This window comes from uncultured Pseudomonas sp. (assembly GCF_913777995.1).
GTDB lineage: Bacteria > Pseudomonadota > Gammaproteobacteria > Pseudomonadales > Pseudomonadaceae > Aquipseudomonas.
Window position 1 is genome coordinate 36,497 of the sequence record NZ_CAJYVE010000019.1, and the last position, 18,002, is coordinate 54,498.

19 protein-coding genes and 1 pseudogene are annotated in these 18,002 nt (G+C 62.1%); 9 read left to right on the plus strand and 11 right to left on the minus strand.

Features of this window, described 5'->3' with window-relative positions:
• The first annotated feature begins 171 nt into the window (after positions 1-171).
• On the plus strand, positions 172-873 hold the full coding sequence (locus QZ497_RS08055) for a YebC/PmpR family DNA-binding transcriptional regulator (protein ID WP_295472938.1): 702 nt from the start codon (positions 172-174) through the stop codon (positions 871-873).
• 85 nt (positions 874-958) lie between these two features.
• On the opposite strand, the gene QZ497_RS08060 is transcribed toward QZ497_RS08055, so the two are convergent.
• From QZ497_RS08060 to QZ497_RS08070, 3 genes are all read right to left on the minus strand, one after another.
• A complete protein-coding gene (locus tag QZ497_RS08060) occupies positions 959-2,254 on the minus strand; it encodes a leucine-rich repeat-containing protein kinase family protein (protein ID WP_295472940.1) in 1,296 nt (431 codons plus the stop codon).
• Between the two features lie 71 nt (positions 2,255-2,325).
• Positions 2,326-3,462 (minus strand): M14-type cytosolic carboxypeptidase, encoded by a 1,137-nt coding sequence (locus tag QZ497_RS08065; protein ID WP_295472942.1) that lies wholly within the window; start codon positions 3,460-3,462, stop codon positions 2,326-2,328.
• A 90-nt stretch (positions 3,463-3,552) separates the two neighbouring features.
• The gene (locus tag QZ497_RS08070) at positions 3,553-4,089 is read right to left on the minus strand and encodes a DUF4880 domain-containing protein (protein ID WP_295472944.1); all 537 of its coding nucleotides are present in this window, start codon (positions 4,087-4,089) and stop codon (positions 3,553-3,555) included.
• A 1,292-nt stretch (positions 4,090-5,381) separates the two neighbouring features.
• Between QZ497_RS08070 and QZ497_RS08075 the strand changes: the two genes are divergently transcribed.
• Positions 5,382-5,564 carry a DUF2188 domain-containing protein gene (locus QZ497_RS08075; protein WP_295472946.1) on the plus strand — a complete coding sequence of 61 codons (183 nt, stop codon included), beginning with the start codon at positions 5,382-5,384 and terminating at the stop codon, positions 5,562-5,564.
• 45 nt (positions 5,565-5,609) lie between these two features.
• On the opposite strand, the gene QZ497_RS08080 is transcribed toward QZ497_RS08075, so the two are convergent.
• Entirely contained in the window at positions 5,610-6,626 is a 1,017-nt protein-coding gene (locus QZ497_RS08080; protein WP_295472948.1) for a 1-aminocyclopropane-1-carboxylate deaminase, read from the minus strand.
• Between the two features lie 139 nt (positions 6,627-6,765).
• On the opposite strand from QZ497_RS08080, the gene QZ497_RS08085 reads away from it, so the two are divergent.
• Positions 6,766-7,248, plus strand: a complete 483-nt coding sequence (locus tag QZ497_RS08085) for an Lrp/AsnC family transcriptional regulator (RefSeq protein ID WP_295472950.1) — start codon at positions 6,766-6,768, stop codon at positions 7,246-7,248.
• Positions 7,249-7,324: 76 nt separating this feature from the next.
• Here QZ497_RS08085 and QZ497_RS08090 read toward each other — a convergent pair whose 3' ends face one another.
• Positions 7,325-7,660: a hypothetical protein gene (locus QZ497_RS08090; protein WP_295472952.1), complete on the minus strand. Its 336-nt coding sequence runs from the start codon at positions 7,658-7,660 to the stop codon at positions 7,325-7,327.
• A gap of 341 nt (positions 7,661-8,001) precedes the next feature.
• Here QZ497_RS08090 and QZ497_RS08095 point away from each other — a divergent pair, with 341 nt between their 5' ends.
• The gene (locus tag QZ497_RS08095; protein ID WP_295472954.1) at positions 8,002-8,859 is read left to right on the plus strand and encodes an SDR family oxidoreductase; all 858 of its coding nucleotides are present in this window, start codon (positions 8,002-8,004) and stop codon (positions 8,857-8,859) included.
• Positions 8,860-8,940: 81 nt separating this feature from the next.
• Positions 8,941-10,371: an NAD-dependent succinate-semialdehyde dehydrogenase gene (locus QZ497_RS08100; RefSeq protein WP_295472956.1), complete on the plus strand. Its 1,431-nt coding sequence runs from the start codon at positions 8,941-8,943 to the stop codon at positions 10,369-10,371.
• Positions 10,372-10,439: 68 nt separating this feature from the next.
• Here the strand turns inward: QZ497_RS08100 and pbpG are convergent, their stop codons facing one another.
• Positions 10,440-11,381 (minus strand): D-alanyl-D-alanine endopeptidase, encoded by a 942-nt coding sequence (gene pbpG, locus QZ497_RS08105; RefSeq protein ID WP_295472958.1) that lies wholly within the window; start codon positions 11,379-11,381, stop codon positions 10,440-10,442.
• Between the two features lie 340 nt (positions 11,382-11,721).
• Between pbpG and QZ497_RS08110 the strand changes: the two genes are divergently transcribed.
• Complete coding sequence (locus QZ497_RS08110; protein WP_295472960.1) at positions 11,722-12,282, plus strand: hypothetical protein; 561 nt, start codon at positions 11,722-11,724, stop codon at positions 12,280-12,282.
• A gap of 9 nt (positions 12,283-12,291) precedes the next feature.
• On the opposite strand, the gene QZ497_RS08115 is transcribed toward QZ497_RS08110, so the two are convergent.
• Both QZ497_RS08115 and QZ497_RS08120 read right to left on the minus strand, forming a co-directional pair.
• Positions 12,292-12,474, minus strand: coding sequence for a hypothetical protein (locus tag QZ497_RS08115; RefSeq protein ID WP_295472962.1), 183 nt, complete (start codon positions 12,472-12,474; stop codon positions 12,292-12,294).
• A 218-nt stretch (positions 12,475-12,692) separates the two neighbouring features.
• Positions 12,693-13,043, minus strand: a complete 351-nt coding sequence (locus QZ497_RS08120) for a hypothetical protein (RefSeq protein WP_295472964.1) — start codon at positions 13,041-13,043, stop codon at positions 12,693-12,695.
• 222 nt (positions 13,044-13,265) lie between these two features.
• Between QZ497_RS08120 and QZ497_RS08125 the strand changes: the two are divergent.
• Positions 13,266-14,079, plus strand: a pseudogene (locus tag QZ497_RS08125) (shikimate 5-dehydrogenase).
• A 2-nt stretch (positions 14,080-14,081) separates the two neighbouring features.
• Here QZ497_RS08125 and QZ497_RS08130 read toward each other — a convergent pair.
• Together QZ497_RS08130 and QZ497_RS08135 are read right to left on the minus strand one after the other, a co-directional pair.
• Entirely contained in the window at positions 14,082-14,732 is a 651-nt protein-coding gene (locus tag QZ497_RS08130) for a DUF480 domain-containing protein (protein ID WP_295472966.1), read from the minus strand.
• A gap of 234 nt (positions 14,733-14,966) precedes the next feature.
• The gene (locus QZ497_RS08135; protein WP_295472968.1) at positions 14,967-15,251 is read right to left on the minus strand and encodes a hypothetical protein; all 285 of its coding nucleotides are present in this window, start codon (positions 15,249-15,251) and stop codon (positions 14,967-14,969) included.
• 305 nt (positions 15,252-15,556) lie between these two features.
• Between QZ497_RS08135 and QZ497_RS08140 the strand changes: the two genes are divergently transcribed.
• On the plus strand, positions 15,557-16,702 hold the full coding sequence (locus QZ497_RS08140; RefSeq protein ID WP_295472970.1) for an MFS transporter: 1,146 nt from the start codon (positions 15,557-15,559) through the stop codon (positions 16,700-16,702).
• A gap of 7 nt (positions 16,703-16,709) precedes the next feature.
• On the opposite strand, the gene nhaR is transcribed toward QZ497_RS08140, so the two are convergent.
• Complete coding sequence (nhaR, locus tag QZ497_RS08145; RefSeq protein ID WP_295472972.1) at positions 16,710-17,606, minus strand: transcriptional activator NhaR; 897 nt, start codon at positions 17,604-17,606, stop codon at positions 16,710-16,712.
• Between the two features lie 132 nt (positions 17,607-17,738).
• Between nhaR and QZ497_RS08150 the strand changes: the two genes are divergently transcribed.
• Positions 17,739-17,981, plus strand: a complete 243-nt coding sequence (locus QZ497_RS08150; protein WP_295472974.1) for a hypothetical protein — start codon at positions 17,739-17,741, stop codon at positions 17,979-17,981.
• Positions 17,982-18,002 lie beyond the last annotated feature (21 nt).

Consider the following 18,002-nt stretch of genomic DNA (forward strand, 5'->3'; position numbering starts at 1 on the left):
TTGTCCAACACGACCCGGGCCGCTTTGCCAGGGGTTCCATCTGCGCGGCGGGCGTATAGAATGCTCGCCCTGTCCCCGGGTGTTCCGGGCAGTATCTTTTCAACGTCCTGTACCGAGGCGCGCCAAAGCGGTGCCCGAGCGGCGGGACGCCAGCGAATCAAGAGAGCAGACATGGGCGCACAGTGGAAAGCCAAACATAAAGAAGCGGCTGCCAATGCCAAGGGCAAGATTTTCGGCAAGCTGTCCAAGGAAATCATGGTCGCCGCCCGCGCCGGCGCCGATCCTGACATGAACTCGCGCCTGCGCCTGGTGGTGGAGCAGGCGAAGAAGGCTTCGATGCCGCGTGACACCCTGGAGCGGGCGATCAAGAAGGGTGCCGGCCTGCTGGGCGAGAGCGTGAGCTTCGAGCGCGTGACCTACGAAGGTTTTGCCCCGCACCGCGTGCCAGTGATCGTCGAGTGCCTTACCGACAACGTCAACCGCACCGTCGCGGAAATCCGCGTGCTGTTTCGCAAGGGGCAGCTGGGCGCTTCCGGCTCGGTGTCCTGGGATTTCCTGTACCAGGGCATGATCGAGGCCGTGGCCAACACCGAAGGCCTGGACCCCGAAGAAGCGGCCATCGAAGCCGGCGCTCAGGATTGCGAGATAGGCGAGGATGGGGTGGTGCTGTTCCTCACCGAGCCGACCGACCTCGACGCCGTGTGCAAGGCGCTGCCTGACCAGGGCTTCACCGTGCAATCCGCGCAACTGGGCTACCGGCCGAAGAACACCGTGGATGGCCTGAATGATGAACAGATGGCCGAGGTCGAGGCGTTTCTGGAAGCGCTCGACAACCATGACGACGTACAGAACATGTACGTGGGCCTGGCCTGAGGCCCGCTCACTGACACTTGGCGGTTTCGCTCACCAGGACCGTTGCGCTTGAAACCGCCGCCCCGCGCAGACAGGGTCTGTGGCGTCATGCCTCAGACAGTTGCAGCAGACGGCGATGTACCTCGTGCATCGCCGGTCGCGCCAGTACCTGGTCCTGTCGGCAGGCCTGTGCCAGTGCCTGCAGGCGGCTTTCGTCGCTGGCCGCCGGGCAGCGGTCGAGCAATTCCTGCAAGAGAATCCCGAAAGCCCTCACTTCGATCCGCTCCAGCGCCTGTGCCTGGGCAGCCGCAGGATGGAAGGCGGCTGCACCGAAATCACCCAGCAGGCACCGACCGTCTGGTTGCCAGAGAATGTTGTGTGCATACAGGTCGCCGTGGGTCAGCGAGCGCGCATGCAGGTGGGCCGTCACGGCGGCGATACCCGTGGCCAGGCGCATCAGCGCCGGCAGGTCGAGGGTCAGGTCCGCCGGGTAGCAGTCGCGGGTGCAGGAGTCCAGGCTGGGCGGCCCGGCCAGGTTGCTCCATTCCGGGTCGATCAGTCCCATGACCAGTCCGCGGCGCTGCTCGGGGTGATCGGTGATTTCTCCCAGAACGTCGATCAGCTGTGGATGCGTGGCGGCAGCCATGCAGGCCTGCATTTCGTCTAGAGGCGAGCCGTCACTGGTGAGCTCCCCTTTGTACAGTTTGATCGCGACCGGCCGTGAGCCTTCCTCGCTCTGCCACTGGCCCTGCTGGATGATGCCCGATGCGCCTTCCCCCAGCTGCTGGCTGACCGTCAACTGCCGCCAGGGTATGCGGCGAATGCGCGCCGGCGCCGGGCAGGTACTGAACGGATTGCCGGCGTGGGCAAGCCAGGCCAGTGCCGGCATGCTCAGCAGCCAGTCGGGCAGGGTGTACAGCCGATTGGAGGCGATGCGCAGCAGTTCCAGGCGGTGACAGTTCGCCAGGCTGGCCGGCAGGCTGCGCAGCCGGTTGCCCGCCAGCATCAGTTTTTGCAGGTCGCTGCAGTGGCCCAGTTGCTCAGGCAGGCTTTCCAGGTGGTTGTCGGTGAGGATCAGCCAGCGCAGGTGGGCGGGCAGCGCCTGGGGAGGTACATGTTCGATGCGATTGGCCTTGAAGCCGATCATGCTCAGCCGCTTGCAGCGTCCCAGCGCAGATGGCAGCTCGGTGAAACGGTTTTCCGAGGCGAACAGCACTTCGAGACGATGCAGTCGGTACAAGTCATCGGGTAGCTGATCCAGAGCGTTGCCGCTGAGGTTCAGCACGCGAAGCGTGTCGGCCAGCTCGAAGATTTCCGGCGGAAACTGCTCCAGGCCGCAGCTCAGGTCGAGGCGTTCGATACCGGCCAGGCGGCCGGCGCGCAGGTCTGCAAGGGTGTGCATCGGGCAAGTCGTCCAGCGAAGGAGGGCGGGGAATGCTGAGGGGCGGCCGGGGTCAGCGGCCGCCGCCTGATTCAGCGCAGGTCGTGCACCATGCGCGACAGTGTGGAGAGCACGTCAACGCCCAGCTTCTTCGAGCGCTCGCCAGACCAGCCGGTGCGCGGGTTGGGCGCATCGTCATGGTCCTTGAACGGCATTTCCAGGGTCAGTGCCAGGCATTGGTAGCGTTCGCCGACGCTATTGCAGGCCAGGGTCATGTTGGCCTGCCCCGGTGCACTGAGCGGGTACCCGTGCACGCTCTGGAAGTCCTTGGTGATGCTCTCCAGGGTTCTGCGGAACTGGGCTTCCAGCTCGGCCTGCTTCGGCGTGTAGCCAGGGTTGCCTTCGCAGGCGGCGGTGAATACATGTGGAATGTCTTCGTCGCCGTGGGCGTCGAGGAACATGTCGACACCATACTTTTCCATCTGCTGCTGGACGAAGTGCACCTCGGGAGTGTCTTCGGCATTGGCGTCCTGCCAGGCCCGGTTGAGGTCCTTGCCACGTGCGTTGGTGCGCAGGTGGCCGTGGAAGGCTCCGTCGGGGTTCATGTTCGGCACCAGATACAGATCGGCGGCGCTCAGCAGCTGCTGCAGGCTGGTGTCGGCAGGCGCTTGCAGGCGTTCGATGATGCCTTCCATGAACCACTCGGCCATGTGCTCGCCAGGGTGCTGCTGGGCGATGATCCAGATCTTGCGCTTGCCCGGTGCGCCATCGCCTTTGCGCAACAGCGGGATGCTGCGGCCCTCGACGCTCTGCCCGGTGGCCAGACGTTGGCAGCCGGCCTGTTGTTCTGCCTGGGTGATCAGCCGGTCATGGCGCGCGCGGCTATAGGGTTCGAAATAGGCGAACCAGACCTGCGGCCCCTCAGCCTCGTAGGTGAATGTCAGTGCCTGGCCGTCGAAGCTCGATGGCACGCGGAACCAGTCGTATCCGTTGGTGGAGGCGACGGCGTTGTAGCCGCGCCAGGCGTGGCCATAGCTGGAACCGCCGGCATTGCCGAGCCTGAAGGTGTAGCGCTGGCCTGGCACCAGGGCCTCGACCTTGAAGTGGAACCATTGGTAATGCGCGCTGTGGGTATCCGGGCGGATAGCCAGCTCGATGGCTGCCGGGTTACCGGCGTCGATGACTTCAATGTTGCCGCTGTCGAAATCGGCACGGATGATCGGACTCACGTGGTCTCCCTGTAGGCGCATGCACAGAACATGGCGGTTACTTTACAGGGATTGAGCCGCGCGGTTCAGTCGTGAATGGGTCATTGACGATCAGCTGAAGGTTTCCACGGCCGTCAGAAGGCTGCAGACGAACGTGACGGCCAGGCACCAGGCCAGTGTTCCCTTGGGTTTGCGGCGATGCCAGCCGCTGGCGCCCAATAGTGCCGCTGGGGTACGCAGGCGCTGCCACAGCCGTTCGCTGGCCTGAAAGGCGGCCAGGTGGGCCGGGTCGGCGTCCAGCCAGTGACGGAATTCGATTCGCTGGCTGGGTGTGGCCGAAGGGTTCTGCAGGTGGATGTACCAGGCATCGGCGCTGTCGTGGATGGCCAAGGGTGCAGCCGGATCTGCCAGGTGGCGATGGGCATGGCGCATGGCGCGCAGCATGGCGCGTTCCACCTTGGCGGCGTCTACCTGCATGAAGGCGGCGACTTCGGCATGCGAACGCTGCTCCAGCCGACAGAGCAGGAAGATCTGCCGGGTACGTCGCGACAGCTTGCGCAGTCGGCGGGCGAGTGCAAGGTCCTGCGTGCTGACGTCGGAGGCGGCCGGCCTGGAGCCCGGCAATGCAGACAAAATCTGGCTACTCATGGGCATCGCTCGTGGAGGGTCCTGGAAGAAAGGTCATGCCGAGGAGGTGGCATCCATAATTAAAACAGGCTAGTGCAACCGATAAGCATTCTCAAGTGTTAGACATGAACAATTGCCTGATTCCATCGTGTCGTGAGGAAGATTCTATGACCCGACAGGGTGAGCCTTTGTTATGCTGCGCGGCATATGCAGCACCTTCCGACTTCATTAGCCTGAAGCAGCGAAAAACCAAAAAAAAGACCCGGCAAAAAGCCGGGTCAAAAACCGTGATTAGCCTGATGAGGAGATAATCCTGGAGTCGACCTGTGACTCCGGGGTTACCCGCCAGTCTCGCGACCAGCGAGATAAATAATAATCATTATCATTTTTCGTTCAAGGCTTTTTCCGCATTGATTGAAATATACAATCCATCTGGCGTGATCGATGGAGTGTGTCTTTTCTAAAGTGGCGTGATGCCACTGCTTCCCCCTTCACTTTTTTCCTTATACCGCCTTGCGCTTCGCCGGGCGCTGCCCGCTGCCGCGCGTGGCTGGCGGGATGGGGTGCAGAAAGGGAATGACGAAAAGCACGAAGGGGAGCCTGGGCTCCCCTTCAAGGTTTCTTGGTATGCTCTTTTTGTTTTTCGGGTGGCCTGTTGTTGTTCTTGGTAGCCTGGCCCGTTCCTGCTTTGGCGACCCCCATGCGGGGTCAAGAGCAAACGTATTTTTTTGAGCGCTGATCGATCTTCGGTGAAAGATCCAACCTGTCGTGTAGCTGCCTTGGGCAGTCTTGTTGTTCTGTGACCGGTCGTGGGCACGCGGCCCGTGAAGCGATCGACTTCAAAAAAATCAGTTGGCTGCGTCTCTGTCCGTGTTGTTCTTGTTATGTCAGAGCCGGTGCATCTTGTTTTTATTGGGTTGCTGCGTTTCTTGTTCTTGTTATGCCTGTATCTAAGCAGATGCCGTGCCAGTTTTTTAAAATCCCCGAAAACCGGGGGCTTCACGCCACTCTCATCGGCTCTATCAACCTGTTCATCTGTCTGAAATGTTTCCGTGCTACCCGAACACCTGAGCAGATGCGTATGCAGGGTAACACCCTGTGACAAGCTGTCGCACGGCTAGCCCGACAGGCGTAGCGATGTCAAGGTGCTGCTTGCTCTTCGTTGATGGGAAAACGCTGGGAGGGGTTCGACATCCGGGGGCCTGATGTGCATCGGTGACCGGGCTTGGTGAAGATGTGCCGAACGGTCGGTCTCTTGTCGGCGTGGGGGTGTAAGGTAAGTGATGCAACACATCCGCTTTCTGGAGGTGAACATGAGCACTGCGATGCTGCACAAGATGCAAGTCAACGGCTACCAGGTGATCAGTGTGAACAACGGACCCTGGCGGGTCTGCACCGACCATGACCGGCTGGCCACTTTCAATACCCGCGATGAGGCGATGGCCTACGCGGTGTGTCTGCCGACCCGGACAGCCCGGCCAGATACCCATCACTGATCGCTAGGCCCCGGTCGTGGCAGTGGCCGGGGCCTTGGCAGATTTTCAACCGTTGCGGAACAGGAAGCTGTAGGCATTGAGCGCCGGCACGCCACCCAGGTGTGCATACAGCACGCGCGAGCCTTCGGGGAACTCGCCGTTGCGTACCTTATCGATCATCCCGTGCATGGATTTGCCCTCGTACACCGGGTCGGTCAATACGCCTTCGAGTCTGGCGCACAGGCGGATCGCCTCGAGCGTGCCCTCGTTCGGCAAACCGTATTCCGGTCCACCATAACGGGTGTCGAGTATCACGTCCTCGGCGGTGATGGGCTGGTCCAGCTCCACCAGTTCCGCGGTGTGCCGGGCAATGCGCAGGATCTGCGCATGGGTCTTCTCGGGCTTGGCCGAAGCGTCGATGCCGATCACGCGTCTGGCCCGGCCGTCTGCCGCGAAGCCGGCGACCATGCCCGCCTGGGTGCTGCCGGTCACCGAGCAGACCACGATGTAGTCAAAGGTGAACCCCAGAGCCTGCTCCTGGGCACGCACTTCTTCGGCGAAACCGACGAAACCCAGACCGCCATAAGGGTGTTCCGAGCAACCGGCCGGGATAGGGAACGGCTTGCCACCGGCAGCCCTGACATCGGCCATGGCCTGTTCCCAGCTGGGGCGGATACCGATATCGAAGCCTGCGGCGTCGAGCCTTACATCAGCCCCCATGATCCTGGACATCTCGATATTACCCACCCGGTCATAGACCGCATCGGAGTAGTTGACCCAGTTTTCCTGCACCAGTACGCACTTCATGCCCAGGTGCGCGGCAACCGCTGCGACCTGCCGGGTCTGGTTGGACTGGATGCCGCCGATCGACACCAGCGTGTCGTAGCCACCAGCCAGAGCCTCGGGAATCAGATATTCCAGCTTGCGCGTCTTGTTGCCGCCGAATGCCAGCCCACTGTTGCAGTCTTCGCGTTTGGCATACAGCTCGACCTTGCCGCCCAGATGTTCGCTCAGGCGCTTGAGCGGGGTGATTGGCGAAGGTCCGAAGGTGAGGGGATAGCGCGGGAATTTCTCAAGGTTCATGGCACGGCTCCATCGTCTGATTGCGATGCCTTGAAGCCTAGAAAAGATCGTCAAAAAGCGGATTGCAAAAAATGCGATGAAAAAATAACAAAAGTCAGCTTATCTTTGATTGACGAAATATAAGTTCGTGGAAAGGCTAATGAAAGCAACAAATGAAACTTCCGTGGCTTTGGATCGCACGGACAAGGCCATCCTGCGGCTGCTGCAGCGCGATGCCTCGATCTCCAACGTGGCGCTGGCCGCCAAGGTCAATCTCAGCCCACCTGCCTGTCTGCGACGGGTCGAGCGCCTCAAGGAGACCGGGGTTATCCGCAGCACGGTCGCGCTGCTCGATGGTGAGCGCCTGGACGCGGGCATGGTGGTTTTGATCGGCGTAGTACTGGATCGCTCCACACCTGAGTCGTTCGCGCAATTCGAGGCCGCCGTACAGAAGGTCTCCGGCTGTATGGAAGTGCACGTGGTGACGGGGGAGTTCGATTACTTCGTGCTGTTGCGCACCCGCGACAACCAGAGCTTCAACCGTCTGCATGCCGAGCAATTACTTTACCTGCCCGGTGTCCGGCAGATCCGCTCGTTCATGGGCTTGCGCCAAGTGCTGTCGACTACCCAGCTGTCGTTCTGAGCGAACAGGTTTGCGGGGGAGGCAGGGCGATCAGCATCGGGTGCTGGCAGAGCATGGCGCAGGTTCGGGCTGTCGCTCAGCTGCAGGCTTCGCTGGCGATATAGGCAGCTGTCGAATCGGGAATGACCGGCAGCATGCCAACAGAGGGGCTTGCAGCGTGCAGGGCCTGTAGGCTTTCACCGGTGCCCAGCAACGCTACGGTATGGCGCTCGCAGTTGTACATCAGGCGTGAATACAGCGTCCCCAGTAACCCATCGCGACGAGTGACCACCACGCGCTGCTGGGCATGGCCGGATTTCTCCAACAGGGCATGCCGGGCATTCGGGTCGTGGGGAACGTCGATATTGCGTTCGCTCGCCTGGACGGCCAGACCTGGCATAAGAAGGGTCAGGGTGAGAATCAGGGCTTTCATCGGTGCCTCCTGCGGATGAGATGACGCGCCGTGCGTGGTTAGAAAATATGGGATCCAAAACACTGGGCGCAGTACCGTTCATCGGCGCTGTCGCGTGCGTTCTTGAGCGACTCGCAGCCTTGGAGTCTTTTCTTCGAACAGTCAGCGAGTTAGCTGTGCAAGACGATCTGCGACGGACCGTTGGAGCTGCAGTGGCGCGGCGATTTCCGATGGATGGCAGATTGCCTTGCCTGCATGTCGGTGATGACCGCTCGTCAGGGGTTCAGGGCAACGTGCTGAACGATGCCGGGGGGCGCAAGGCCACAAACAGGGTCACTCCCACCTTTGAAAGGAGCATTCCCATGGCTGACTATCCTCGTCCACCCTTCCCGAAACAGACCCAGCCGGTGCCCGGTAGCCAGGGCCGCATGGATCCTTACCCCGACTGCGGCGAAGAGCGTTATGTAGGCGCTGGCAAGCTGCAGGGCAAGGTCGCGCTGATCACCGGTGCCGACAGCGGTATCGGTCGTGCGGTGGCCATCGCCTTCGCTCGTGAAGGTGCCGATGTCGCCATCGGTTATCTGGATGAGCATGAAGATGCCCAGGAGACCGCCCGCTGGGTGGAGCGGGCAGGGCGCCAGTGCCTGCTGCTGCCGGGCGACCTGGCCGACAAGGCGGTGTGCCGAGAAATCGTCGACAAGACCGTTGCGCAGTTCGGCCGCCTCGATGTGCTGGTCAACAACGCCGCGTTCCAGATGACCCATGAGCGCTTCGAAGACATTCCTGACGATGAATGGGTGCGCACTTTCGATATCAACATCACCGCGATGTTTCGCATCTGCCAGGCAGCCGTACCACACATGCAGCCTGGGGCGTCGATCATCAACACCAGTTCGGTGAATTCCGATATGCCCAAGCCGAACCTGTTGCCCTACGCGACCACCAAGGGCGCCATCGCCAATTTCACCGGCGGGCTGGCGCAACTGCTAGGTGAACGTGGCATCCGGGTCAACAGTGTGGCGCCCGGGCCGATCTGGACACCGTTGATTCCGGCGACCATGCCCGCCGAAGAGGTCGAGCAGTTCGGCAGCAATACACCGCTGGGGCGCCCCGGTCAGCCTGTGGAAGTGGCGCCGTTGTATGTGCTGCTGGCCAGCGACGAGGGCAGTTACTTGTCTGGCGAGCGCTTCGGGGTGACCGGTGGGCGGCCGATTCTCTGAGTCCACTTGATCTGCGTGGCAACGTCCCCATGTAGAGAAAGACACGCGATTCTACTTGCAACCTGCCAATGGAGATGTGCGATGTATCCTGATGTACAGCTGTATATAGATGGCCAGTGGCGTGCCGCTCGCGAAGGCCGAACCCAGCCTGTAGTCAACCCGGCCACCGGGAAAGTCATCGGTCAGGTCGCCCATGCCGACATCGCCGACCTGGACGACGCACTCGCCGCTGCCGAGCGCGGTTTCGCCACCTGGCGTGCCACGCCGGCTTTCGAGCGCTACAAGATCATGCGCCAGGCCGCCGTGCTGATGCGCGAGCGTGCCGACGCCATAGCCAGGATTATGACCCAGGAGCAGGGCAAGCCGCTCGCTGAAGCACGTGCCGAGACCCTCTCGGCGGCCGATATCATCGACTGGCTGGCCGAAGAAGGCCGGCGCAGCTACGGTCGTCTGGTTCCGTCGCGCAATGCCAGCGTCGAGCAGAAGGTCATCAAGGAGCCGGTAGGCCCTGTCGCGGCGTTCACGCCCTGGAACTTCCCCATCAACCAAGTGGTGCGCAAGCTGTCGTCGGCCCTGGCGGCCGGTTGCTCGATCATCGTCAAGGCTCCGGAAGAAACCCCGGCATCGCCGGCTGAGCTGATCCGTGCGTTCCATGACGCCGGTGTGCCGGCTGGGGTGATCGGTCTGGTGTATGGCGACCCGGCGCAGATCTCCGGCTACCTGATTCCTCATCCGGTCATCCGCAAGGTCACCTTCACCGGCTCCACGCCGGTGGGCAAGCAACTGGCGGCATTGGCCGGACAACACATGAAGCGCGCGACCATGGAGTTGGGGGGCCACGCCCCGGCACTGGTGTTCGCCGATGCCGACCTGGATCTGGCTGCACGTACCCTGGCCACCGCCAAGTTCCGCAATGCCGGGCAGGTCTGCGTGTCGCCAACGCGCATACTGGTGCAGCGCCCGGTTTTCGAGCAATTCGTCGAGAAGTTCGTCGGCCTGACCCGTGAGGTACAGGTGGGCGATGGTTTGGACAGCACCACCACCATGGGGCCGTTGGCCAACGAGCGTCGGGCGCCGGCGCTGCGCGAGCTGGTCGAAGATGCGGTCCGCCAGGGCGCGAAGCTGGAGACCGGCGGCAAGGCCATCGAGGGCGATGGCTGGTTCTTCGAACCGACGGTGCTCAGCGGGCTGACTCCCGCGATGCGCATCATGAACGACGAGCCGTTCGGTCCCGTGGCCTTGCTGGTACCTTTCGACAGCGTGGAGGAAGCGATTGCCGAATCCAACCGCGTGCCATACGGGCTGGCGTCCTACGCCTTCACCACTTCGATCAAGACCGCCCAGGCGCTCAGCTATGGCATCGAGGCCGGTATGCTGAGCATCAACCATCAGGGTATCGGCCTGCCGGAGGTGCCGTTCGGTGGCATCAAGGATTCCGGTTATGGCTCTGAAGGGGGGACCGAGGCCATCGAGGCCTACCTAAACACCAAGCTGGTCACGCAGTTCGGCTGACCGCCAGCGTAAAACGCCAGCGGCCCGGGGAGTGAGGCTCCCCGGGCCGCTGGCGTTTCAGAACAGGATCATTCCTTGGCCTGTTGCAGGCCGTTCTGGCGGATCGACAGGTTCTTTTCCTTCTTGTATTGCAGGGCCACCGCCGGCACCGGGCCGCTCTGTCCGGTTTCCAGCCAGCGGCGCAGGCGTGCTGCATCGGCGAAGTGAGTCTGCTTGCCGAATGCGTCGAGGATCACCACCGACACCGGACGCTTGGCCATGCTGGTCAGCAACACCAGACAATGGCCGGCCTGATTGGTGAAGCCGGTCTTGGTCAGGCGAATGTCCCAGTTGTCACGATGCACCAGGTGGTCGGTATTGCGAAAACCCAGGGTGTAGGTGGGCTTGGTGAAACGCACGGTCTTCTCTTCGGTGGTGCTCAGCTCGCTGAGCAGCGGGTATTTGCGCGCCTCCATGATCAGTTTGGTAAGGTCGCGTGCGGTCGACACGTTGTACACCGACAGCCCGGTCGGCTCCACGTAGGCGGTGTGCTTCATGCCCAGGGCCTTGGCTTTGGCGTTCATTGCCTGGATGAAGGCGGGGTAACCGCCCGGATAGCTGTGCGCCAGGCTCGCTGCTGCGCGGTTTTCCGAGGACATCAGGGTGATCAGCAACATGTCGCGCCGACTCAGTTGGCTGCCCAGCTTGACGCGGGAAAATACGCCTTTCATTTCCTTGGTCTGGGAAATGTCGACGGGAATGACTTCATCCATCGACTGCTTGGCATCCAGCACGACCATGGCGGTCATCAACTTGGTCACTGAGGCGATGGGTACCACGACATCGGGGTTGCTGGAATAGATGACCTTGTTGGTCTGCAGGTCGACGACCATGGTGCTGCCCGAGGCCAGATGCAGATTGGCCGGGTCGCGATTCAGTGCAGCAGGCTCGCTGGCCTGTGCGCTTGCGAACAGGGGGCTGGTAACGGCAAGCAGGATGCTCAATACACAAATACGGATTTTCAAGAACAACACTCACTCGGTAGTGTGCGTGGATGCACGACGGCAGGGGCATAAGGCGTGCATTCTAGAAGCAGCCTTCGACTAAAGTCGATGGGCGTAGCCTGCAATTGCCGCGCTGCCGGATAAATAGCCTGTTCATTCAGACACTGTTAAGTAGGCAACAAGTATTTGCTCACGATAGCCGCTTATTACCTGGGCCGCCGGCCATGGCCGCGATCCAGACCCGTGGCGGTCGGCACAGTCGGGGTATTGCAATAAGCACGCGGGTATTTCGATAGTCATGGCGCGCGGCACCTGCAGCGATTAGCATCCACGCCATTCGAAGAACTTGGAAGTAAGGAGTCGGGTAATGCCCAAAGGGTTGGTCGGCAAGGATTACATGCTCCTGGTCATCGCAGCGATAGCTTTGACGGTACTCATGCTGGGAGCGGGCTTTTTCATCAAGCCGGTGGACTGGGCGGGCTGGGTGCAGGCCACGGGCGTGGTCGTCGCGCTGCTGATGGCCGTGGCGGTACCGGCGATTCAACGTGCCCAGCAGGCCAGGGAAGCGCAGCGACAACTGCGCGAACGAGAAATCGGCTATGCCCGGCGGGTCCAGTATCTGTGTGCGGAGCTGACCGAGATGCAGGGGCGCATCAACCTTAACCTGATGCACCTGCGGGCCAGTGACCGGCATCATCTCAAGTTCATGCTGCAGGATTATCTGCACCGTCTGTTCGAGTCCCACAAGCACGATCTCAACGACGACCGTATTGTCGTGGTCCACGAGTTGCGCCAGGTGGCTGGAGACCTGATCGACGAACTGGAAAGCGGTCGTAGCGACCGCACCGTGTACGCCGCTGTGGAGCGGCGTCTGCAGAAGCTGGCACAGCGTTGTCAGATCATCGTGGTCATCGCCGAGCGTCTCTAGCGGGCGTGTTCAGCTGTTCAGCACGTGGCTGGCCAGCTGCAGGTGCCGGGCCTGGGCGACCGGCAGCGAGGTGAATGGACCGTCGACGGGCTCGCCGTCACGCATCAGGTACCAGCAGGCCAGCAGCCCCCGTTCACGCAATGAGGCGGGGACGGCGCTGCCGACCACCGACATGATTTGAACCTTGCTCATGGATGCCTCCGTCAATCGATGGCTTCACTCTACGCAAGGGTCCCGGCAGGCAGAAATCAACCTGCTCGATAGTGGTCATTGATCCATGTATTGGCCCGCGGACGGTCAACGGTAAGTGTTGTCTGACGCCGCAGGAACGGCTTCAGCCGTCCGGCCTGATTGACGGTCGTGCGGCTGAAAAAGGAAACCCCGCCAGAGGGCGGGGTTCCAGGGTGTCTTCACCAGCGGTGAGGAGGGCCGTAGTAGGCCGGTGGTGGTGGCGGACCGTAGTGACGGTAGTAGACCGGCGCTGGATAGCGTTCCACGACCTCGTATACCGGTGCCGGCTGATAATAGACCGGTGGAGGCGGCGGTGCGTAGTACACGGTGCGCGGCTGGACGTAGACCGGCTCGCGCTCGACGTAGACCGTACGGTCGTGGCTGTTGGCCACGGCGGCACCCACCACGGCGGCGCCGACAATCGCTCCCGCTATCGCCGGACCTCCCCAGCCTCGGCCGCCCGCATTGGCTTGAGTCGCCAGAGCGAGGGCACCTACTAACAGGGCGATCTTGGGTAAATGACGAATCATGACGGTAGTTCCTCGGCTTTCGACCCGTTGTCGCACGGCACCAGGCTCTGGTGCTGCCACGGGGTTAATACTAAGACCACGAAAGTGTTCAATCTGCGAAGCCGTAAAGTAAAGTTTGTGTAAGGTCGTGGGACAGGTCGACAAACGGCTGTCTGCTTCGTTCGTCGCTGCCAGTTTACGCCTGCGCCGCAGCTTTAATCCAATACCGTTCGGGAGATTCATATGCCCATTACTGCCAGCAGGGACACCGTGCTCTGTATGTCCCTCGCCGCTCGCCCGGGCAACTTCGGGGTGCGTTTTCACAACTTCCTGTACCGCGAACTGCAACTTGACTATTACTACAAGGCCTTCGCCCCCCACTGACTTGCCTGGCGCAGTGGCCGGCATGCGCGCATTGGGTATCCGGGGCTGTGGTGTGTCCATGCCGTTCAAGGAAGCCTGCATCGAACTGGTCGATGAACTGGACGCGTCGGCGGCGGCCATCGACTCGATCAACACCATCGTCAATACCGCTGGTCATCTCAAGGCCTACAACACCGATTACATCGCTGTGGCGCAGTTGCTCGACAGCCATGCGGTGCCGCGTACGCCCTTCGCCTTGCGTGGCAGTGGCGGCATGGCCAAGGCCGTGGCCTGCGCCATGCGTGATGCCGGCTTCGACGAGGGTCTGATCGTCGCTCGCAATGAGCGCGCTGGCCGGCAGCTGGCCGAGACCTGCGGCCTGCGCTGGCAGCCGACGCTGGGCGATGAGTGCCCGCCGTTGCTGGTGAATGTCACGCCCTTGGGGATGGCTGGGGACTGTGCCGACGAACTGGCCTTCGAGATGCAGGCCATCGAGGCGGCCGATACGCTTTTTGACGTGGTCGCCACGCCAGCGTTGACGCCACTGATCCAGGCAGGCCAGCGACTGGGCAAGCGCCTGATCACGGGTGACCAGGTGGCGGCCATTCAGGCGCTGGAGCAGTTCGTTCTGTACACCGGCGTGCGTCCGAGCGACGAGCAGTACCAGCGGGCGGCAGCGTTCGCTCGCGGCTGAATTCAGCCTTCCAGGCGTGCCAGGCGTTCTTCGAGCGCCGCAATGCGCGCCTCTAGCTCATCGAGGCGGTCGCTGCTGGCTGAGGCAAAGCGTTCCGGGGCGCTCTGCCGCTGACTGAGCAGTTCCTGCAGGTCTTCTTCGCTGCCCAGGCTGTGCATGTAGCGGTCTTCACGCTGGCCGCCCTGGCGCGGCAGGAGAATCGCCAGGCCACGGGCGATCAGGCGTTCGAGTTGGTGGACGACCTGACCGGCATCGTCGAAGTCGTGCATGCGCTGGCTGCGGGTCAGCAGTTCGTTGACGGTCTGCGGGCCGCGTAACAACAGCAGGCCGGTGAGGATCAGTTGGGCCGGCACCAATTCCAGGTGCCGATCGACGCGGTGCTCCCAGCGGTCGGCGCGGCTACCCATGACCAGGCGCGCCAGCCCGAGGTTTTCGAGGCTGCGCAGCGCCTGCCCGACCTGCGCCTGGGTCAGGTTCATCACCGGCTCGCGGCTGGTCTTCTGATTACAGGCCAGCATCAGAGCGTTGAGCGTAAGAGGGTAGTTTTCCGGGCTGGTGGCCTGCTTTTCGATCAGGCTGCCGAGAATCCTGACCTGGACGGCGTCCAGTTGCAGGGCTTCGGTGGTTTCGGCTGGGATGGACGGCGTGGACATGGGCGCTTCCTGAGCAGTTGCAGGCTGCCAGTCTATTGCAAAGGCGCAGCCGTGTGCAGTTTGGAAAGGGGGCTGAAAGGGCTGCGTCATAAGGGGGCTGCAGATGACTCTCGCGCAGAGGCAGCGTGAATGAGGCGAAATGACCTGTTCCAGGGTGTTGCGCTAAAGTGGGGCGGCGATTTGGCGTGACGGGATCGCCCCCCCCCTTGTTGTCGGACTCAGCGAGTCAGGGCATCAGTCGCGTTCAAAGCGCCATTTGTCATTGACCAGGTTTTTGCCTTCAATGTGCATCGTGCCGTTGAAGGTCATGCCAGTGAAAATCACATTGTCGCCGCTGACCTCGTAAGTGCCGCTGGCGCCTGTTTCGAAGGAGAACTTTTCCTTGCCCAAGGTCAGCTTGACGCCCTTCACCGGGCCGGAAGCGACGGTGTAGGTGCCCTCGACGGATTTGCCGCAGGCGGCCAGAAGCAGGGAAGTCAGGAGAACGGCGGAGATTTTCAGGCGGGAAGCGACTTTCATCGTGCTTTAGTTCCTTTTAGTAAATAAGTTGCAAATTGTAACAGAATGGACAGCGAGTAGAGGCGCTTCGCAAGGTACGAGGGCCGACCCGATCGCAGGTACCCTGATTCATCGTTCCTTGCCGGGCGCTTGTTCCCGACGTCTGTGTTAAGGGTGTTCCTGGATGCCGAGCGCGTCGATGCGTGGCGGTCATACCGACAGCATCGCCGAGCCGCATGTTCCACCTGCCGTTCTTCGCCGGGCTGCGTGCCTGGCGTTTCACCTGACGCCCTCAACCGGGTGGTGTCTGTATCTGGAGTTTTTCCATGTTGCCCGTCTATCTGTTGTCGGCCGCCGGCTTTACGGTGGTGACCACGGAGTTCGTCATCGTTGGGCTGTTGCCGGCCCTGGCCAGGGACCTTGAGGTGTCGATTTCCCAGGCCGGTCTGCTAGTCACCCTGTTCGCCTTCACCGTTGCAGCGCTCGGCCCGCTGTTGACCGCCTACTTTTCCCGTTTCGAACGCAAGCGGTTGTTCATCGGTATGCTGCTGGTGTTCGGGGCGTCCAACCTGCTCGCGTCCTCGGCCCCCAGTTATGGGGTCATGGCCCTGGCACGGCTGCTGCCGGCCTTGGCCTTACCGGTGTTCTGGTCGCTGGCCAGCGAAACGGTCGTTAACCTGGCCGGCCCGGACCAGGCCGGACGCGCTGTGGCGCGATTCGGCGTAGGCATCATCCTGGCCATGGTGTTCGGCATTCCGGTCGGTACGCTGATCAGCGATGCCTTCGGCTGGCGCGCAGCGTTCGCGGTAGTGGGCGCGCTGGCGCTGCTCAAGGCCTGCTCATTGGTGATCTGGCTGCCTGCCAGTCAGCCTTTTGCGCCCGCCTCGATGCGCAGGCAGCTCGGGCTGTTGCGCAGTCCGCGACTGCTGGGGCACGTGTTGTTGTCGGTGCTGGTATTCAGCGGCATGTTCACGGCGTACACCTACCTGGCCGACATCCTCGAACGCCTGGCGGGTTTCGATGGTGCGTTGGTGGGGTGGTGCCTGATGGGTTTCGGTGCGGTGGGCCTGTTGGGCAACGCCTGGGGTGGGCGGATGGTCGACAGGCACCCGTTGCTGGCCAGCCTGTTCTTCTGCGTGCTGCTGGCCACCGGTGTGCTGGCGGTGGTGCCCAGCATCGGTTCGCTACCGGCACTGGCGGCGACGCTGGCCCTGTGGGGCATCACTCAGGCTGCGCTGTTTCTCGTCTGCCACGTACGGCTGATGAAGGCCGCGCCCCAGGCGCCGGCCTTTGCCGCTTCGCTGAATGTGGCCGGGGGTAATCTGGGCATCGGCCTGGGGGCGCTGATCGGTGGTCGGGTCATCGACAACCTGGGGCTGGCCAGCGTCGGTATGGTGGCGGCGCTGATCATCGGCCTGTCGGTGCTGCTTGCCCTGGCCATGCTCAAAGACGCCGGGCGCCTGCCGGCGTAACGCCAGGTCAGTCGCTGAACAGCTCGCTGCGCGCCGCCTCGGTGATCGCGACCACGCCGGGGTGACTGACCTTGCGCTCCACGGTGATGGCGTAGAACGACTCGCTTACCGCATCGGTCTGGCCGATCAGCCGTACGCCGTATTGCGCCTGCACTTCGCTGGCAATCACGCTAGGCGCCACAAATACGCCGCTGCCGGAGCGGCCGAAGGCTTGCATCAGCGCGCTGTCGTCGAACTCGCCGATGATTCGCGGCCTGAGTTTGTGTTCCGCGAACCAGCGCATCAACCGCCCGCGTACCACCGTGTCCTGGCCGGGGATCAGCAGGGGAGCGTTGTCCAGGTTCGCCGGGAAGTCGCCGGCAAGGCGTTGCTCGACCGCTTCGGTGGCGAAGAAGCTCACCCCGCATTCACCCAGTTTCTGACTGTGCCCACGGATGTCCAGGTGCGGTGGCATGGGACTGTCGGAAACCACCATGTCCAGGCGCTGGATGGCCAGGTCAGCCAGCAGCCTTTCCAGCTTGTCTTCGCGGCAGGTGATGCGGATCGGTTCGTTCAGCTGCATGGTGGGGGCGATCAGGCGGTAGACGATGGACTTGGGCACCACATCGGCCACGCCGATGCGAAACAGCGTGTGCTGCTCGCCCGGCTGCGAGCGCAGCAGGCTTTCCAGCTCATGGCCCAGCTGGAACATCTGTTCGGCGTAGGGCAGGGCCAGGCGTCCGGCTTCGGTCAGCTCCAGCTGGCGGCCAACGCGCTGGAAAAGGTCCACGCCCAGGCTGTCTTCCAGCAGGCTGATCTGCCCGCTGATGGTCTGTGCGGTGAGGTTCAACTGCTCGCAGGCGCGCACGATGCTGCCGGTGCGGGCGACCACCCAGAAGTAGTGCAGCTGACGATAATTGAGCATGACGATCATCACTTCGTAAAAACCGAAGTATATAACTTGTAAATACGAATTTTCCGGATGTTTCAAGCTGGCTAGAATCGCCTCAACGCCGCGGCACTCATCCATCGCCCGGCAGCAGAGATCGAGGACGTCATGAAAAGCGCTCTATACATAGCACTGTTGGCAGGCTCGCTGGTCGTAGTCAGTGGTTGTGATCAGGTCGAGTCGTCCGGCAAGCAGTTGCTCGACACGGCGGCCGAGTCGGCCAGGCAGGCCGTCGACGATACGCACAAGGCGGCTACCAAGGCCCTGGAAGATGCCCGTCAGGAGCTGTCGGTGCTTGAGCCGGCAGACAAGCCCGAGCCGAAGGCCGAGCAGGCCGGCAAGGACAGCTGATTCACCCACTTGAACACACGC

Coding starts and splice junctions, on each gene's coding strand:
- QZ497_RS08135 (WP_295472968.1), bottom strand. CDS start 15,251: ATGAAAGTCGCTTCCCGCCTGAAAATCTCCGCCGTTCTCCTGACTTCC.
- QZ497_RS08110 (WP_295472960.1), top strand. CDS start 11,722: ATGCCCAAAGGGTTGGTCGGCAAGGATTACATGCTCCTGGTCATCGCA.
- QZ497_RS08070 (WP_295472944.1), bottom strand. CDS start 4,089: ATGAGTAGCCAGATTTTGTCTGCATTGCCGGGCTCCAGGCCGGCCGCC.
- QZ497_RS08115 (WP_295472962.1), bottom strand. CDS start 12,474: ATGAGCAAGGTTCAAATCATGTCGGTGGTCGGCAGCGCCGTCCCCGCC.
- QZ497_RS08130 (WP_295472966.1), bottom strand. CDS start 14,732: ATGTCCACGCCGTCCATCCCAGCCGAAACCACCGAAGCCCTGCAACTG.
- QZ497_RS08150 (WP_295472974.1), top strand. CDS start 17,739: ATGAAAAGCGCTCTATACATAGCACTGTTGGCAGGCTCGCTGGTCGTA.
- QZ497_RS08085 (WP_295472950.1), top strand. CDS start 6,766: ATGAAAGCAACAAATGAAACTTCCGTGGCTTTGGATCGCACGGACAAG.
- QZ497_RS08100 (WP_295472956.1), top strand. CDS start 8,941: ATGTATCCTGATGTACAGCTGTATATAGATGGCCAGTGGCGTGCCGCT.
- QZ497_RS08075 (WP_295472946.1), top strand. CDS start 5,382: ATGAGCACTGCGATGCTGCACAAGATGCAAGTCAACGGCTACCAGGTG.
- nhaR (WP_295472972.1), bottom strand. CDS start 17,606: ATGCTCAATTATCGTCAGCTGCACTACTTCTGGGTGGTCGCCCGCACC.
- QZ497_RS08060 (WP_295472940.1), bottom strand. CDS start 2,254: ATGCACACCCTTGCAGACCTGCGCGCCGGCCGCCTGGCCGGTATCGAA.
- QZ497_RS08140 (WP_295472970.1), top strand. CDS start 15,557: ATGTTGCCCGTCTATCTGTTGTCGGCCGCCGGCTTTACGGTGGTGACC.
- QZ497_RS08095 (WP_295472954.1), top strand. CDS start 8,002: ATGGCTGACTATCCTCGTCCACCCTTCCCGAAACAGACCCAGCCGGTG.
- QZ497_RS08080 (WP_295472948.1), bottom strand. CDS start 6,626: ATGAACCTTGAGAAATTCCCGCGCTATCCCCTCACCTTCGGACCTTCG.
- QZ497_RS08120 (WP_295472964.1), bottom strand. CDS start 13,043: ATGATTCGTCATTTACCCAAGATCGCCCTGTTAGTAGGTGCCCTCGCT.
- QZ497_RS08090 (WP_295472952.1), bottom strand. CDS start 7,660: ATGAAAGCCCTGATTCTCACCCTGACCCTTCTTATGCCAGGTCTGGCC.
- QZ497_RS08055 (WP_295472938.1), top strand. CDS start 172: ATGGGCGCACAGTGGAAAGCCAAACATAAAGAAGCGGCTGCCAATGCC.